Source organism: Erythrobacter sp. K21-9 (assembly GCF_055808355.1).
Map to the genome: position 1 here is coordinate 1,460,933 of NZ_CM147866.1, position 16,009 is coordinate 1,476,941.

Below are 16,009 nucleotides of genomic sequence, written 5' to 3' on the forward strand. Positions count from 1 at the left end.
GCACCTTTTTTCGAAATGGACCGGCAAGAAAGCACGGAACGCTCTGCGGCTGCGGGCGTTAGGTTTGCTAAATTCCCACGCGCCGACTGCAGCTTTCAACATCTTGAATTGCCTCGCATTCGGCCAGGTCATTCTGAAAGCGAACCATGTCACAAATCCAGACCATCAACCCGGCCACTGGCGAACCGCTCGAAACATACGAGACGATGAGCGAGGGCGAAGCGTTCGCCAAGATCGAGGCCGCGCACCGCGCCTTTCTCGACTGGCGCCGCAAGACCCATGAAGAGCGCGCGCCCTATCTGCGCAAGATCGCCGAAGTCCTGCGCGGCAACGCAGACCGCTTTGCCGAACTGATGACGCGCGAAATGGGCAAGCTGCTCAAGGACGGAAAGACCGAAATCGAGATTTGCTCCCGGATTTTCGAATACACTGCCGATAATGGTCCCTCGGAACTGGCCGATCAGGAACGCAAGCATAGCGGCGGGACAAAGCGCGGGATCGTGACCTTTGCGCCGATCGGAGTAATCTACAGCGTCCAGCCCTGGAATTTCCCGGTTTACCAGCCAGCCCGCGTGCTCGCAGCAAACCTGATGGCCGGCAATTCGGTGATCCTGAAACATGCCTCGATCTGCACGGGCAGCGGCCTGCTGCTGCGCGACCTGTGCCTCGAGGCGGGATTGCCCAAGGGGCTGTTCGACGTCATCCTGGTCGGGCACGATCTGTCCGACAAGATCATCGAGCACAAGCTGGTGCGCGCGGTCACCATGACCGGCAGCGACGGCGCTGGCAGCCATATCGGCGAGCTGGCGGCGAAGAACCTGAAGAAAACCGTTCTCGAACTCGGTTCGAACGATGCGTATCTCGTACTTGAGGATGCCGACATCGACCTTGCCGTGAAGACGTGCGTTCAGGGCAGGCTCTACAACAACGGCGAGACCTGCGTCTCGGCCAAGCGCTTCGTTGTGACGGACGCTGTATATGACCAGTTCGTTTCCGCCTTTGTCGAGCAGATGAAGGCGGTCACGATGGGCGATCCGAGGGACGATGACACCCAGCTCGGTCCGGTCTCCAGCGAAGAGCAATTCGATACGCTCGTCGAGCAGGTCCGCAAAAGCGTCGAGGGCGGGGCCACGATCCTGTGCGGCGGCGATCCGGATGACCGCGATGGCTATTACTATCCCGCAACCGTGCTGGCCGATTGCAAGCCGGGCGCGCCCGCCTATGACGATGAGCTGTTCGGACCGATTGCGTCTGTGATCCGTGCTCAGGACGATGACGACGCGATGCGCATCGCCAATGACAGCCGCTACGGCCTTGGCGGCGGCATTTTCACAAAGGATCAGGACAAGGCGATCCGGCTCGCGCGCGATCATTTCGACACCGGAATGGTCCGCATCAATTCGTTCGGAGCGAGTCGATCCGGCGATGCCGTTCGGCGGGGTCAAGGATTCAGGCTACGGCCGCGAACATGGCGGGTTCGGCATGAAGGAATTCGTCAATACCAAAGCGGTCTATCTGCCGGAGTAGCGGGCGCCTGCGCGCCCGACACCGCAATTCGCCCGGTGGATCGTGGCACTCGGCATGGACGATGCGTGGCGCGAAAGCGGTGATTGGGGCGATTTCTGCGCGCCGGTGAGTGATACCGAGATCACCTGCAAATAGCGTTTCTATTGTCATCGGCGTGCAGCGCCCTAGACAGAATGTATGGCAAAGGGGACTCACGATTTTGCGCCTGATCCGCGCAATGATACCGTACTGATCGACATCAATGGGACGCTGGTCCCGCGCGCCGAAGCGATGGTTTCGGTGTTCGATAGCGGCTTCATGCTTGGCGACGGTGTGTGGGAGGGGCTGCGCCTGCATCGCGGGCGGATTGCTTTTCTGGAAGCGCATCTCGACCGCCTTTATGAGGGCGCGAAGGCCATTGCGATGGATCTCGGGCTGACCCGCGAGGAACTGACGCGGCGGCTCGATGCCACGATCGATGGCAATGGAATGCGCGGCGGCGAAGGCGTGCATATCCGGCTGATGGTCACGCGCGGTATCCGCTCGACCCCTTATCAGGACCCCCGCGTGGTGATTTCTCCCGCGACCGTCGTTATCGTGCCCGAATACAAGGCTGCGCTGTCTCAAACGATCGAGAAGGGCATTCGGCTGTTCACGGTGCATGTGCGGCGCGGCGATCCTGCGGTGCAGGACCAGAAGCTCAACTCGCACAGCAAGCTGAATTGCATCACCGCCTGTATTCAGGCAACACAGGCAGGTGCGGACGAGGCGCTGATGCTCGATCCGCACGGCTTCGTCGCGACTTGCAATTCGACGCATTTCTTTATCGTGCGCAAGGGAGAGGTTTGGACCTCCAGCGGCGATTACTGCCTCGGCGGGATCACGCGCAGCAATGTGATCCGCGTGTGCCGCGAAGAGGGCATACCGGTGTTCGAGAAGAATTTTTCGCTCACCGATGTCTACGGCGCGGATGAGGCGTTTGTGACCGGAACGTTTGCCGGAGTGGTGCCGGTGACCGAGGTTGACGGGCGCCACCTGACCGATGCGCGCGGTCCGATGGTCGAGCGACTGCAAGGGCTCTACAAGGCGCTGATGGATCGGGACGCCGAATGACTGTGCGCATTGCGATGTGGTCCGGCCCGCGCAATATCTCGACCGCGATGATGCGCAGTTTCGGCGCGCGCGGCGATTGCGCGGTGTCCGATGAGCCGTTTTATGGCGCCTTCCTCAAAGACAGTGGTCAGCCGCATCCGATGGCGGCGGAGACCATCGAGAATATGGAGTGCGACTGGCACAGTATTGTCGCTGCGCAGTCGGGGCGCGCACCCGGCGGGAAGGCGGTCTGGTATCAGAAGCACATGCCGCATCACATGATTGGCCCTGTCTCGATTGCCGACTTTCCGGATCACCGCCACGCATTCCTGATCCGTGCTCCCGAGCGTGTGGTGGCAAGCTATCGCAGCAAGAACGAGCTGCGAAGCGCAGAAATGCTCGGCTTTGCCAAATTGCGCGAATACTTTGATGCGGAAGCCGGTACCGCACGGGCAGTGCGCCTCCCGTGGTCGATTCCGATGACATATTGCGCGACCCCGCCGGCACTCTGTCGCGGCTTTGCAAGGCACTCGGTATCGCGTGGGATCCGGCCATGCTGTCATGGAAGAAGGGCCCTCATCCGGAGGACGGCGTATGGGGCGCGCATTGGTATGATCGTGTCAACGGCTCGACCGGCTTCGGCGCTGCGCCGGGGGCGCTGCCCGAACTGGACGGCGACTATGCCAGGGTCGCCGAGGCCTGCCGCGCCGATTACGAGGCGCTGAGGCATCATGCGATCTGAGCGTGTTTTCCCCGCCTCGCAATTTGAAGCGGTCCCGCTTGCACAGAAGCTCTGCTAGCACGCGCGCCTATGAACGAATGGATTACCTTGGCGCGAGATGCGGCGCAGGCGGCGCAGACCTATTCCAACGCGGTGCGCGAAGCGGTGCGATCGCGCGTAGGCTCCGACCCGGCATTGCTTACAAGCGAGCAGCGCGCAGTGCATGGCTTTGCGTGGATTGCGGCCAGCGTCGCGGCGCTTGAGGCGACCGCCGACTGGGCTGCGCGCGCAGAGGGTGCAGGCCGTTTCGGGCGAGATCGAGGAACTGGCTCTGCGCATCGGCTTTGGCGAATATTGCGGGCAATTGGCGCACGGCGTCCCGATGAGCGCGAGCGAGGTCGTGCGTGCAGACGCGCTCGGTGCGGGTGAAGCGGCGCGCGCATTCGCCGGCAATCCTGCCGCAGCGCGCTTTCTGGCCGAGGGCAGCACGGCCCAAACCCGCGCCGAATTTGCACGGCTGCTGAGCGAGGGGGCCCGGCCCGACGAAAGCCTCGGCGATGAAACGCTCGACCTGATCCGCGAACAATTTCGCGCCTTTACCGCCGACAGGATCACGCCCCGCGCGCATGAATGGCATCTCGCAGACGACCTCATCCCGGACAGCGTCATCGGCGAGATGGCTCAGCTTGGCGTGTTTGGCGTGTGCATTGACGAGGCGCATGGCGGCCTTGGCCTGGGCAAGCTGGCGATGTCGATCGTGTCGGAGGAGCTTTCGCGCGGCTGGATCTGCGCAGGTTCGCTCGGCACGCGCTCGGAGATAGCAGGCGAACTGATTGGCGAAAACGGGACCGAAGCGCAAAAGGCGAAATTCCTGCCCGGCATTGCGGACGGGTCGATCCTGCCGACCGCCGTATTTACCGAGCCGGATACCGGCTCCGACCTCGCCAGCGCGCGCGCGCGCGGGCGCAAGACCGAGAGCGGCGACTGGCGCGTGGACGGGGCCAAAACGTGGATCACCCACGCGGCGCGCGCCGACCTGATGACGCTGCTTGTGCGCACCGACATGGACGAACCGGGCTACCGGGGACTTTCAATGTTCCTCGCCGAAAAGACCCGTGGGAGCGACTGCGATCCGTTCCCCGATGCCGGGCTGGATGGCAGCGAGATCGAAGTGCTCGGTTACCGGGGCATGAAGGAATATGCGCTTGGCTTCGATGGATTTGCGGTCGCTGACGAGGCGCTGCTGGGCGGTGCTGAGGGGCAGGGTTTCAAGCATCTGATGCGCACCTTTGAGGGCGCCCGCATTCAGACTGCCGCGCGCGCCATTGGTGTGGCGTGGAATGCCTTCGACCTCGCGCTCGATTATGCCGAGGGGCGCAAACAGTTCGGCGAGCCGCTGACGCGGTTTCCGCGCGTGTCCGACAAGCTCGCATTGATGGCCGCCGAAATCGTGATGAGCCGCGAGCTGACCTATTTTGCCGCGCGGCAAAAGGATCGCGGCAATCGCTGCGATATCGAGGCGGGGATGGCGAAGCTGCTGGCAGCGCGCACCGCTTGGAGCGCGGCAGACAATGCGGTGCAGGTCCACGGCGGCAACGGCTACGCGCTTGAATATCCGATCAGCCGGGTGCTGTGCGATGCGCGCATTCTCAACATCTTCGAAGGGGCCGCCGAAATACAGGCGCAGGTGATCGGACGCGGTCTGCTCGCAGGCCAGCGGTGATAGTTTGTGTTGCAGTGCAGCGCATTTGTTGACGCACCGGTCTGACGCTTTATGCCGGTAGTCATGCATTCTGGCATCGCTCCCGGTCCTCCGCCTTCGCTCGCTTCGCTGATCGCGGAAGGTCCGACCGCGTTGTTCCTCGATTTCGACGGGACGCTGGTGGAGCTTGCACCGGGACCGGATGCGATCGAGCCGCGCGCCGGACTGTCCGAAAGCCTCGCCGCGCTGGCCGACCGGCTGGAAGGGCGCTGCGCTGTGGTGAGCGGGCGCGGCCTGTCCGACATCGAGAAGCACCTCGGGCCGATCACGATTGCCGGAGCAGGCTCGCATGGTTCGGATATGCGCCGCCGGGACGGCAGTTTGCTTGGGCAGGGCGCGGAGCGCCTTCCCGGTGAAATCGAGAGCGATCTACGTGCCTTTGCCGCCGATAACGCGATCGATTACGAGGAAAAGCCGCATGGCGGCGCTCTGCATTACCGCTCCAACCCGGATGCCGGCAAAGCGGCACGGGAATTTGCACAGAACCTGGCTGAAGAGCACGGCTGGGCGGCGCAGCACGGCAAATCCGTGGTCGAAATCGTCGCCAGGTCCGCCAACAAGGGCGCGGCGGTCTCCGCTTTCATGAATGAGCGCCCGTTCGCCGGATCGCTGCCCTTTTTCATCGGCGATGACCTCACCGACGAGGCGGGCTTTGCCGCGTGCGCGGAACACGGCGGGGCAGGGATTCTCGTCGGCTCGCGCAAGGACACGCGCGCCCGCTATCACCTCCCCGATGTTCAATCCGTGCACGAATGGCTGGAATTATGACCGAGCAGCGCCTTCCCAATCTTGAACTGTGGCCAATCGGCAATTGCCAGGTTTCCGGCCTTGTCGACCAGACCGGCGCGCTGGTGTGGGGCTGTGTGCCGCGTGTCGATGGCGATCCGGTATTTTCCGCGCTCCTCAATGGCGATCAGCGCGATGCCGGCATCTGGCGCTTCGAGCTGGAAGGGCAGGTGAGCGCGAGGCAGGAATACATTCGCAACACACCGAATCTAGTCACGACGCTTGAGGCGAAAGACGGAAGCGCGGTCGAAATCCTCGATTTCTGCCCTCGTTACGAGCGTTCCGGCCGGATGTACCGCCCGGTTGCCTATGTCCGTATCGTCCGCCCGATTGCCGGTAATCCGCGCGTCAGGGTGGTGCTCAACCCGGTCAAGAATTACGGCGCGCAGGTTGCCGACACAACGCATGGCACCAACCATATCCGCTATCTCGTCGGCCCGCAGGCGCTGCGCCTCTCCACTGATGCGCCGGTCGGTTACATCATGGAAGGCCGCACCTTCCGGATCGAGGAAGACACGCATTTCTTTCTCGGCCCGGATGAGCCTTTCGTCGGGAACGTGCGCGAGGAAGTCCGCTCGATGGAGCAGGCGACCCGCAAATACTGGCAGCGCTGGGTGCGGATGCTGGCCATCCCGCTCGAGTGGCAGGAAGAGGTCATCCGCTGCGCCATCACGCTCAAGCTGTGCCAGCACGAGGAAACCGGCGCCATCGTCGCTGCGCTCACCACCTCGATACCCGAAGCGGCAGATTCGGAGCGCAACTGGGATTACCGCTACTGCTGGATCCGCGATTCCTATTACACGATCCAGGCGCTCAACCGCTTGGGCGCGCTCGATGTGATGGAGAAATACCTCTCTTACCTGCGCAACATTGTCGACGGCGCGCGCGGCGGGCAGATTCAGCCGCTGTATTCAGTGATGGGTGAGAGCGAGCTGGATGAAACCACCGCCAGCTATCTTGCCGGGTATCGCGGGATGGGGCCGGTGCGGCGCGGCAATGCCGCCTACAAGCAGATCCAGCACGATTGCTATGGCCAGATCGTCCTGCCGAGCGTGCAGGGATTTTTCGATACCCGGCTGTTGCGGATGGCGGATGAACGCGATTTCGAGAACCTCGAACAGGTCGGCAAAATGGCGTGGGCGATGCACGACCAGCCGGATGCAGGGCTTTGGGAGTTTCGCACCCGGCAGGAGGTCCATACCTATTCGGCGGTGATGAGCTGGGCTGCGTGCGACCGGCTCGCCAATGTCGCCGAGCATATCGGCAAGACCGACCGCGCAAAGCTGTGGCGCGAGCGCGCGGACGCGATCCGCGAAAAGATCGAAACAGAGGCGTGGAAGGAAAACGGGAAGGGCGGCCATTACGGCGCCAGTTTCGAGAGCGACTATCTCGACGCCAGCCTGCTCCAGATGGTCGAGCTGCGCTTCCTCTCGCCCGATAACGAGCGTTTTCAGCAGACTTTCGCCGCAGTCGAAGAGCATCTGCGTCGCGGCAACCATATGCTGCGCTATGCCGCCGAGGATGATTTTGGTGCGCCCGAGACAGCTTTCAACGTATGCACCTTCTGGCTGATCGAGGCACTGCACCTCGCCGGACGCGATGACGAAGCGTGCAAGCTGTTCACCACCATGCTCAGTCACACCACCCGGTCGGGCCTGCTTTCCGAAGACCTCGACTATGAAACGGGCGAGCTTTGGGGGAACTTCCCGCAGACCTACTCGCTGGTAGGAGTAATCAACTGCGCCGGATTGCTGTCCAAATCTTGGAGTGAAGTGCGATAACCCGTTCATGAGCCGCCTTGTCGTCATATCGAACCGCGTCGCCGTGCCCAAGGCGCGGGGCGCGGCCGGTGCGCAGGGCGGGCTTGCCGGAGCGCTCAATGCTGCGCTCAAGGATTATGGCGGGCTGTGGTTCGGGTGGTCCGGGCAGGAAAGCGAAGACCGCACCGGAAACATGAACCTCCAGCGTAATGCCGGTGTGACCACCGCGACCATCGACCTCTCGACCCGCGACGTTGACGAATATTACAATGGCTATGCCAACTCGACCCTGTGGCCGCTGTTCCATTACCGCATCGACCTCGCCGAATTCGAGAACGAGACCGGGCGCGGCTATGAGCGTGTGAACGAACGCTTCGCCGAAAGCGTGATGCCGCTGATCGAGGAAGACGATCTCGTCTGGGTACACGACTACCACCTCATCCCGATCGGCAATCGCCTGCGCGAACGCGGCGCGAAGAACCGCATCGGGTTTTTCCTCCATACACCGTGGCCGCCGACCCGCCTGCTGACATCTCTGCCGTTTCATGAGCGGCTTGTGCTGACCATGCTCAGCTATGACCTGATCGGATTTCAGACCGAGGAATGGCTGTCCAGCTTCGTGCATTATTGCGAGACGGAACTTGGCGCGACAGTCGATAAGAACACCGGTCAGATTACGCATGAGGGGCGCACCACCATCGCTCGTGCGTATCCTATCGGCATCGACTGGGACCATTTCCAGCAGCAGGGCGAATCCGATGAAGCGGTGAAAGCGGCTGAGCGCCTGGCAGCCTCGACGCGGGATCGGACCGGCATGATCGGAGTGGACCGCCTCGATTATTCGAAAGGCCTGCCCGAAAGGATCGACGGGATTGGCCGCTTTTTCGACCAGAATCCCGAGCGGGTGCGCGATCTCGTCTTCATCCAGATCGCCCCGCCGAGCCGGGAAGATGTCGAAAGCTACCAGACAATTCGCGGGACGCTCGAGCAGAAAACGGGGCAGATCAACGGCGCGCGCAGCGAAGTGGACCTCGTCCCGATCCGCTACGTTAACCAGGGATACAGCCATGCCGAGCTGTTCGGGTTCTTCCGCGCAGCGAAGATCGGCATGGTCACGCCGCTACGCGACGGAATGAATCTCGTGGCAAAGGAATATGTCGCCGCGCAGGACCCCGATGATCCGGGCGTGCTGATCCTGTCGGACTTTGCCGGGGCCGCGCATCAGCTCGATTGCGATGGCAAGGGCGCGCTGATCGTCAATCCGCACAGTCCCGATGCTCTCGCCCGCGCCATAGAAACCGCGCTCGACATGCCTCTGGACGAACGCAAGAGCCGCTACGAGGCGATGATCACGACTGTCCGGGATGACAATGTGCAAGCGTGGACCAAGACTTTTTGCGATGATCTGGCGGGCGGTGATCTGGCTAAAGCCTGATCGCGCTGCAAGCGGGCCGCTCGTCTAGACCCAGCGCCGCTCCAATGGACGTGCCTCGTCCAGAATGCCGGCATCGCGAGCCAGCCGCGTCTTGAGATCGAGATGACGACCGCCGCCCTGCTTGGCGAGAACCCTGTCGATGCGATCGACCAGAACGCTGGGCGTGAAAGGTTTGCGGATGTAATCCTGCGCACCGGCATAGATCGCGCGGTCCTCGTCAGCCTCTCCGCGCATTGCGGTGAACATAATGACGGGCAAGTCGTAGAATATCGCCGAGCCGCGCAGTTTTCGCAGCAGGCTGACGCCGGAGATGCCCGGCATATCCTGATCGAGCAGCAACAGGTCGGGCCGGCGACCTTCCATCAGGGCCCATGCTTCCTCGCCGCTGGTCACCCAGCCGCAGGCGTTGCCCGCATCGATCAGGACATCGCATGCCATCTCTGCAACGAGCTCGTCGTCGTCTGCGATGAGTACATATACCATAGCGAAGCCCCTGTTTTGTAGCGTGATCTGAAGCGCTGCGGCGTTGGTTACTCGCATGGTTACCACTTCATCCTTTGCGCAGGGGTACGCATCGACACGTAATGCGCTGCGCCATTATTGTGTGAGCGCGGTTGTGCGTGCGCACTGCCACTGCCACTCTCGCCCGTGATGATTCGAGATACTCAGACCAGCCCGTTCCTCCCCACCGAGGCGATTCACAACCTGCGCGACTATGGCGGCTATCCGGTCGCGGGCGGCGGGCGCGTGAAGACCGGTTTGCTGTTCCGTTCGGGCCATCACGCCGAAGCCACCGAAAGCGATCTCGGCACGGTTGCGGGGCTCGATCTCAAGCATGTGATCGACCTTCGCGGGGATAGCGAGCGTGCGCGCCATACGTGCCGCAGGCCGGACGGCTTTGATGCGCAGGTGCTTTTCTTCGAAGGCGAAACGGCGGGGCTGGCCCCTCATCTCGAGGCGGCGGAAGGCAGCGTGGACGCCGCCAGCGCCCACACCGCGATGGTCGAACTGTATGGCGCGCTGCCTGACCGCACCGGACTCAATGCGATCTTGAGCGAATATTTCGCGGCACTCGCAGCAGGAGAAGGGGCCAGCCTGGTCCACTGTGCTGCGGGCAAGGACCGCACCGGTATTGCGGTCGATCTGCTCCACCAGATGCTGGGGGTGCATCCCGACGACGCGATGCACGATTACCTGCTCACCAACAGTTCGCCCCGCAATGAAGAGCGTATTGCGCACGGAATGGCGCTGATGGGCGACAAATACGGTGCCACTGACGAGGCGACGATGCGCGCGCTGATGGGCGTCGATACCGAATTTCTCGAAGCGGCGCGCAAATCCATAATGGACCGGTTTGGTTCGGTCGATGCGTATCTCGAGCAGGTGCTTGGCGTGGACGAGACCCGGCGCGCGGCCATCATAGATCAGCTTGTGGATGCCTAAGACAAACCTCGCCCGCACGAATTGAAGGACGGCGTACGAGCGCCTAAGTCGGGAGGCGCAAATCAACAGGAATACGAAACATGGCTACCCATCGCACGAAGATGCTCATTATCGGCTCCGGCCCGGCAGGTTACTCAGCCGCCATCTATGCTGCGCGCGCAATGCTCGAACCGATCGTGGTGCAGGGCCTCCAGCCCGGCGGGCAGCTGACCATCACCACCGATGTCGAGAATTACCCCGGCTTTCGCGATGTCGTGCAGGGCCCCTGGCTCATGGAAGAGATGAAGGCGCAGGCCGAGCATGTCGGCACGCGCATGATGTGGGACACGATCGTCTCGGTCGATCTCGATCACGGCCCGCCATACACGGCGATTGGCGACAGCGGCGATGAGTATGTCGGCGATACTCTGGTGATCTGCACCGGCGCTCAGGCCAAGTGGCTGGGCGCACCGGGCGAACAGGAACTCGGCGGTAAGGGCGTATCGGCCTGCGCGACCTGTGACGGGTTCTTCTACCGCGGCAAGAAGGTCGCGGTGATCGGCGGCGGCAATACCGCTGTCGAAGAGGCTTTGTATCTCACCAACCATTCAGACGATGTGACGCTGATCCACCGCCGCGATGAGTTGCGCGCGGAGAAGATCCTGCAGGACCGTTTGCTCAAGCACCCCAAGATTTCGACGCTGTGGAACAAGACCGTGACCAGTTTCGAAGCCGGGGACGACGGCGCGCTGCATCACCTCGTGCTCGAGGACACGGTGACCGGCGAAAGCTCGACCCTTGAAGTTGACGGCGCGTTTGTCGCCATTGGCCACGCTCCGGCGACCGAGCTGTTCAAGGGCAAGCTGCCGATGGATGACAGTGGTTATCTCGATGTCGAGCCCGGCACGCCCAAGACCGCTCTTCCCGGAGTGTTCGCGGCGGGCGACGTTACCGACCACGTGTACCGCCAGGCGGTCACGGCGGCGGGGATGGGCTGCATGGCCGCGCTGGATGGAGAGCGCTTCCTCGCGGCGACGGCCGATGCGCCGGCAGTGCCTGAGACCGAAGCGGCGGAGTAACCCTCAGCCCGCGCTTCGCCGCTTGCCGATCAGGTCGTCACGAAGGGGCTGGCATCCGTTCCAGCCCCGAAGACGATGCTTGCAGCGCTGACGATCAGCGCAATCAGGATCACGCTGGAAAGCGCGAATAGCACGAAGCGCACCAGCACCTTGTTCGCGGTGACCTGCACGACGCTATGGATCACGCGCAGGCCGACATAGAGCCATGCGAGGAAGGCGTTCATCCCGTCGCCCGCGCCGAGCAGCGCGAGCACGATTGCAACCGCATAGAACACCGTAGGTTGTTCATGCAGGTGGTTGTAATTGTGCGCTTTCCACTGAACTTTCTGGGGCAGCTTCTGGTCGAGCAACCCCACGACCTGCGCATCGTCGGGCTGAATTTGCGCCTTGTTCATCGCAGGAATGCGGCTGGCATACATCCACGCCCACATGACCATCGTCCAGATCATTAGCGCGACTGCGGGTTGAAGGATATCCATTCCGATCATGTGCGAAATTCCAGTTCAGATTGTTGTCAAAGCGCGCTCGGATCGGCGAACAGCGTCGCCATCACGGCACGTATTGCAAGCGCGATCAGCGCGATGGAAGCGAAGAGGAAGAGCACGAACCGCACCGGGACCGCGTTCACGAGGATCTGCCATAGCGAATGGATGATGCGCAGCCCGACATAGATCCAGGCCAACAGCACATCTAACGCGCCCGGACCCACCAGTGCAATGATCAGGACGACTGCGTAGAAGATCGTCGGCTGTTCGTGCAGGTGGTTGTAATTGTGGGCTGGCCAATTCGCCTTGTCGGGTATCACGCCTTCGAGATCGCCGCCGCGCGCACCCGGTTTACGCGGCAGGGTCGACTTGTCCTTGACCTTAGCGACCGCACCGAAGCGCGCCGGTATGATCCACAGCATGACGACGAGCGTCCACAAGATCAGCACCGCTGCCGGTGCGAGAAGCTGCGCTTGCATGGAATTGATCCCCTATTCCTCTCTCTTGCCGCGCTTCCTGCGAAAGCATGCGGGCAATGTCAATTCACGTCGCCGCGATGGTCTTGGCAAAGCGCGCCGGATCGGCATTGCCGCCGGTGAGCATGATGACCGTACCCTCGTCGACCGGCACCGTCCCCGCCAGCGCCGCAGCCAGCGCCGCCGCGCCGCCGGGTTCGAGCACCATGCGCAGGTTGGCAAAGGCCCAGCGCTGCGCGCCGAGCACTTCGTCGTCGGTGACAGTGACCCCCGGCTCTGCGCGTCCGGCGAGCATGTCGAGGTTGAGCTGCTTGGTCGCAGTGGGTTGCAGCGCATCGCAGATGGTGCGCGTAGAATTGTCTCCCACATTCACGATTTTCCCCGCTTCGAGCGCCTGACCGACCATGTCCCAGCCCTCTGGCTCGACCACATGGATGGCGCTTTCCGGGCAGGCAAGGCTGAGGCCCACGGCCAGCCCTCCGCCGCCGCAGCAGGTCACGATCCGGCTGGGTTCACGCCCCAATTGAGCCGCCGTTTCGAGGCCCGCTGTGCCCTGACCCTCCATCACCCACGGATCGCCGAAAGCGTGGACTAAGGTTCCGCCCTGTTCCTCGACGATCCGCGCTGCCACTGCGTCGCGGTCTTCGCCGGGGCGCTCGTACAGAACCACCTCGGCGCCGAGTGCGCGGGTGTTGGCCAGCTTCACCTCAGGCGCATCGCGCGGCATCACGATGGTCGCCTTGATCCCCAGCCGCCGGGCCGCCCATGCGACGCCCTGCGCATGGTTGCCGCTCGACACTGCGACCGCGTGATCGTCTTCGAGATTGCTGAGCCGCCACCATGCGCCCCTGATCTTGAAGGCGCCGATCGGCTGGAGGTTCTCGCACTTCACATGCGCCCGGACGCCGCCAATCTCGACCGGCAGAAGCGGGGTGGGGGCAAGCGGGATCGCCTGAAGGCTGGCAAGCGCCTGCGCTACGCCCTCGGCAGTTGGCTTGCGCTCAGTCATGGCTATCGGCACCTCGGCCATGAGACACATGAGACAGTGTCCTGGGCATAAATCTCTTCCCCCTCACACGCGGGCACCAGAACCGGCCCGAACAAACGCCAGAATGGTCCCGATCATGCATCCGGCCCCTATGGCGCATTGCCGCGCAGTAGGAAATCCCGGATCGATTGTCGCCCCTGCCGCATTGCATTAGGGAGCGCGCAAGAATCGAGTTTTGAAAGGTGTCACCAATGTCGAAAGTCCTGGTAATCGGTGCGGGCGGGGTCAGCTCGGTCTGCGTCCACAAGATGGCGATGAATCCGGATATTTTCCCCGAAATCCACCTCGCCAGCCGGACCAAATCGAAATGCGACGCCATTGCGAAAAGCGTGAAGGAGCGCACCGGCGTTTCAATCGAGACCTACGAGATCGACGCCGAGGAAGTCCCGGCAATGGTCAATCTCATCAAGAAAATCGGTGCGGAACTGGTTGTGAACCTCGCGCTTCCCTATCAGGACCTGCCAATCATGGACGCCTGCCTTGAGGCGGGCGCGCACTATCTCGACACCGCCAATTACGAGCCCAAGGACGAGGCGAAATTCGAATACAAGTGGCAGTGGGCGTATCACGACAAATTCAAATCCGCCGGGCTGATGGCGCTGCTCGGCAGCGGGTTCGATCCGGGCGTGACCAGCGTGTTCACGATGTGGCTTAAGAAGCACAAGCTGAAAACCATCCGCCAGCTCGACATCCTCGATTGCAATGGCGGCGATCACGGCCAGGCCTTTGCGACCAACTTCAACCCTGAAATCAACATCCGCGAAGTGACCGCGCCCGCGCGGCACTGGGAGAACGGCGAGTGGGTGGAAACGCCCGCCATGCAGGTGAAGACCGAGTTCGATTTCGAGCAAGTCGGCACGAAGAACGCCTACATGATGTATCACGAGGAACTGGAGAGCCTCACCAAATTCAACCCCGAGATCGAGCGCGCGCGGTTCTGGATGACGTTCGGCGATGAATACATCAAGCACCTCACCGTGCTCCAGAATGTCGGCATGACCCGGATCGATCCTGTCCGCTATCAGGGGCGGGAAATCGTTCCCCTGCAATTCCTCGCCGCGGTGCTTCCCAAGCCGGAAACGCTCGGCGAGACGACCAAGGGCAAGACCAATATCGGCGTGATAGCGACTGGCGAGGCGCTGGATGGGTCAGGCGAGAAAACGTTCTACATCAACAATATCTGCTCGCACGAGGCCGCGTACGAGGAAACCGGCAATCAAGCGGTCAGCTACACCACCGGCGTGCCCGCAATGATCGGGACCGCGATGATGGTCACCGGCAAATGGAGCGGCGAGGGCGTGTTCAACATGGAAGAAATGGACCCCGATCCGTTCATGGAAATGCTGAACGAACATGGCCTGCCGTGGCAGGTTGAGGAGCTGGACGGGCCGGTGGAGTTTTGATGCGGACTACCGTCGGCAATACCGTAGTTGAAACTGTCAAAGGCAACATCGTAACGATGGAGTTCGACGCAATTGTCAACGCCGCGAATTCTTCGCTTTTGGGCGGCGGCGGCGTCGACGGGGCAATCCATCGGGCGGCGGGCAGGGAGTTGGTTCATGAATGCCGCCTTCTGGGAGGGTGCAAGACCGGGCAGGCCAAGGCTACCGGCGGCTATGATCTTCCTTCGAAGCACATAATTCACACGGTAGGGCCCGTTTGGCGCGGCGGCCTGAATGGCGAGCAGAGACAGCTGGCGAGCTGTTACCGCGAGTCTCTCTTGCGCGCGATCGACGTCGAAGCGCGGACGATCGGTATTCCGGCAATCTCGACCGGTATTTTTGGCTATCCATTAGACCTTGCATCGCGGACTGCGATTGAGACGATTTCAGGCTTTATTGAGGAAAACCCAGGAGCCTTGGCTTTGGTCGCTCTGGTTTGCTTCGATGACAAGGCCAAGGCCGCATTCGATGCGACACTCACAGGCCGCTGACTGCAGCCAGTCCAGCGATCCGGGCGCGTTTGCCGGGTCCAATCTCTAGGGCCCCTAAGCCTTCCAGGCCGTTTGGAACGCCGCTTTCAGCATCGCAGCTTGCTCCGGGTCGGGATAGCTGTGCGCAATCCGCGCTAGCTGCAATTCCAGCGCGTCTTCCCCTTCGATCCCTTTCAGCTTCGACGCTGCATCGCGCATCAATCCCGGGTCCTGCTTGAGCGCGCCGAGCACCATCAGCGAAATCCACGAATACGGATAGCGCGGGTTGAGCGTCGCCGCTTCGCGCATGAGCGCCTCGGCTGCATCAAGATCGCCCTGCATGAACCGCGCGAGGCCGCGCTGGAGCATCGGGAAATACTTCCACGGAAACAGCGGAGCGACGCGGGCGTGGTCGTGCAGTGCGCGTTCGGCGTCCTGCGGCCTTGCGTGATGCAGGTAATGCCGCGCGAGATAGAGGTTCGCGATCCAGTGCGCGGGCGCCTGTTCCACCGCCTTTTCGGCCAG

Annotated in this window: 14 protein-coding genes and 2 pseudogenes; 12 read left to right on the top strand and 4 right to left on the bottom strand. The window is 62.2% G+C overall.

Annotation, left to right across the window (positions count from 1 at the left end):
* Positions 1–146 precede the first annotated feature (146 nt).
* From AC0L39_RS07355 to AC0L39_RS07390, 8 genes and pseudogenes are all read left to right on the top strand, one after another.
* Positions 147–1,610, top strand: a complete 1,464-nt coding sequence (locus AC0L39_RS07355; RefSeq protein WP_473261949.1) for an NAD-dependent succinate-semialdehyde dehydrogenase — start codon at positions 147–149, stop codon at positions 1,608–1,610.
* A gap of 94 nt (positions 1,611–1,704) precedes the next feature.
* A complete protein-coding gene (locus AC0L39_RS07360) occupies positions 1,705–2,619 on the top strand; it encodes an aminotransferase class IV (protein WP_473261950.1) in 915 nt (304 codons plus the stop codon).
* A gap of 50 nt (positions 2,620–2,669) precedes the next feature.
* Positions 2,670–2,972 (top strand): annotated as a pseudogene (locus AC0L39_RS07365) (sulfotransferase-like domain-containing protein); the annotation flags it as partial.
* Between the two features lie 92 nt (positions 2,973–3,064).
* Positions 3,065–3,340, top strand: a complete 276-nt coding sequence (locus tag AC0L39_RS07370) for a sulfotransferase-like domain-containing protein (RefSeq protein ID WP_473261952.1) — start codon at positions 3,065–3,067, stop codon at positions 3,338–3,340.
* 69 nt (positions 3,341–3,409) lie between these two features.
* Positions 3,410–5,042 (top strand): annotated as a pseudogene (locus AC0L39_RS07375) (acyl-CoA dehydrogenase family protein).
* Between the two features lie 63 nt (positions 5,043–5,105).
* Entirely contained in the window at positions 5,106–5,849 is a 744-nt protein-coding gene (otsB, locus tag AC0L39_RS07380) for a trehalose-phosphatase (RefSeq protein WP_473261954.1), read from the top strand.
* Positions 5,846–7,648, top strand: a complete 1,803-nt coding sequence (locus tag AC0L39_RS07385) for a glycoside hydrolase family 15 protein (RefSeq protein WP_473261955.1) — start codon at positions 5,846–5,848, stop codon at positions 7,646–7,648. The genes otsB and AC0L39_RS07385 overlap by 4 nt, the downstream gene beginning before the upstream one ends.
* 7 nt (positions 7,649–7,655) lie before the next feature.
* On the top strand, positions 7,656–9,062 hold the full coding sequence (locus tag AC0L39_RS07390) for an alpha,alpha-trehalose-phosphate synthase (UDP-forming) (RefSeq protein ID WP_473261957.1): 1,407 nt from the start codon (positions 7,656–7,658) through the stop codon (positions 9,060–9,062).
* A 24-nt stretch (positions 9,063–9,086) separates the two neighbouring features.
* Here AC0L39_RS07390 and AC0L39_RS07395 read toward each other — a convergent pair whose 3' ends face one another.
* Complete coding sequence (locus AC0L39_RS07395; RefSeq protein WP_473261959.1) at positions 9,087–9,545, bottom strand: response regulator; 459 nt, start codon at positions 9,543–9,545, stop codon at positions 9,087–9,089.
* Between the two features lie 168 nt (positions 9,546–9,713).
* On the opposite strand from AC0L39_RS07395, the gene AC0L39_RS07400 reads away from it, so the two are divergent.
* On the top strand, positions 9,714–10,505 hold the full coding sequence (locus AC0L39_RS07400; RefSeq protein WP_473261961.1) for a tyrosine-protein phosphatase: 792 nt from the start codon (positions 9,714–9,716) through the stop codon (positions 10,503–10,505).
* Between the two features lie 80 nt (positions 10,506–10,585).
* Positions 10,586–11,563: a thioredoxin-disulfide reductase gene (trxB, locus tag AC0L39_RS07405; protein WP_473261963.1), complete on the top strand. Its 978-nt coding sequence runs from the start codon at positions 10,586–10,588 to the stop codon at positions 11,561–11,563.
* Between the two features lie 29 nt (positions 11,564–11,592).
* Here the strand turns inward: trxB and AC0L39_RS07410 are convergent, their stop codons facing one another.
* The 3 genes from AC0L39_RS07410 to AC0L39_RS07420 form a co-directional block, all read right to left on the bottom strand.
* Entirely contained in the window at positions 11,593–12,051 is a 459-nt protein-coding gene (locus AC0L39_RS07410) for an MAPEG family protein (RefSeq protein ID WP_473261965.1), read from the bottom strand.
* 26 nt (positions 12,052–12,077) lie between these two features.
* Positions 12,078–12,527 carry an MAPEG family protein gene (locus tag AC0L39_RS07415; protein ID WP_473261967.1) on the bottom strand — a complete coding sequence of 150 codons (450 nt, stop codon included), beginning with the start codon at positions 12,525–12,527 and terminating at the stop codon, positions 12,078–12,080.
* Positions 12,528–12,591: 64 nt separating this feature from the next.
* Positions 12,592–13,533, bottom strand: a complete 942-nt coding sequence (locus AC0L39_RS07420) for a threonine ammonia-lyase (RefSeq protein ID WP_473261969.1) — start codon at positions 13,531–13,533, stop codon at positions 12,592–12,594.
* A gap of 230 nt (positions 13,534–13,763) precedes the next feature.
* Between AC0L39_RS07420 and AC0L39_RS07425 the strand changes: the two genes are divergently transcribed.
* Positions 13,764–14,975: a saccharopine dehydrogenase family protein gene (locus tag AC0L39_RS07425; RefSeq protein WP_473261971.1), complete on the top strand. Its 1,212-nt coding sequence runs from the start codon at positions 13,764–13,766 to the stop codon at positions 14,973–14,975.
* A complete protein-coding gene (locus AC0L39_RS07430) occupies positions 14,975–15,505 on the top strand; it encodes an O-acetyl-ADP-ribose deacetylase (RefSeq protein WP_473261973.1) in 531 nt (176 codons plus the stop codon). Before AC0L39_RS07425 ends, AC0L39_RS07430 begins: the two co-directional genes overlap by 1 nt.
* Positions 15,506–16,009: the final 504 nt, after the last annotated feature.

Bases quoted from the DNA above. Each gene is read 5' to 3' on its own strand.
- AC0L39_RS07355 (WP_473261949.1), top strand. From the start codon at position 147: ATGTCACAAATCCAGACCATCAACCCGGCCACTGGCGAACCGCTCGAA.
- AC0L39_RS07360 (WP_473261950.1), top strand. From the start codon at position 1,705: ATGGCAAAGGGGACTCACGATTTTGCGCCTGATCCGCGCAATGATACC.
- otsB (WP_473261954.1), top strand. From the start codon at position 5,106: ATGCATTCTGGCATCGCTCCCGGTCCTCCGCCTTCGCTCGCTTCGCTG.
- AC0L39_RS07385 (WP_473261955.1), top strand. From the start codon at position 5,846: ATGACCGAGCAGCGCCTTCCCAATCTTGAACTGTGGCCAATCGGCAAT.
- AC0L39_RS07390 (WP_473261957.1), top strand. From the start codon at position 7,656: ATGAGCCGCCTTGTCGTCATATCGAACCGCGTCGCCGTGCCCAAGGCG.
- AC0L39_RS07395 (WP_473261959.1), bottom strand. From the start codon at position 9,545: ATGGTATATGTACTCATCGCAGACGACGACGAGCTCGTTGCAGAGATG.
- AC0L39_RS07400 (WP_473261961.1), top strand. From the start codon at position 9,714: ATGATTCGAGATACTCAGACCAGCCCGTTCCTCCCCACCGAGGCGATT.
- trxB (WP_473261963.1), top strand. From the start codon at position 10,586: ATGGCTACCCATCGCACGAAGATGCTCATTATCGGCTCCGGCCCGGCA.
- AC0L39_RS07410 (WP_473261965.1), bottom strand. From the start codon at position 12,051: ATGATCGGAATGGATATCCTTCAACCCGCAGTCGCGCTAATGATCTGG.
- AC0L39_RS07415 (WP_473261967.1), bottom strand. From the start codon at position 12,527: ATGCAAGCGCAGCTTCTCGCACCGGCAGCGGTGCTGATCTTGTGGACG.
- AC0L39_RS07420 (WP_473261969.1), bottom strand. From the start codon at position 13,533: ATGACTGAGCGCAAGCCAACTGCCGAGGGCGTAGCGCAGGCGCTTGCC.
- AC0L39_RS07425 (WP_473261971.1), top strand. From the start codon at position 13,764: ATGTCGAAAGTCCTGGTAATCGGTGCGGGCGGGGTCAGCTCGGTCTGC.
- AC0L39_RS07430 (WP_473261973.1), top strand. From the start codon at position 14,975: ATGCGGACTACCGTCGGCAATACCGTAGTTGAAACTGTCAAAGGCAAC.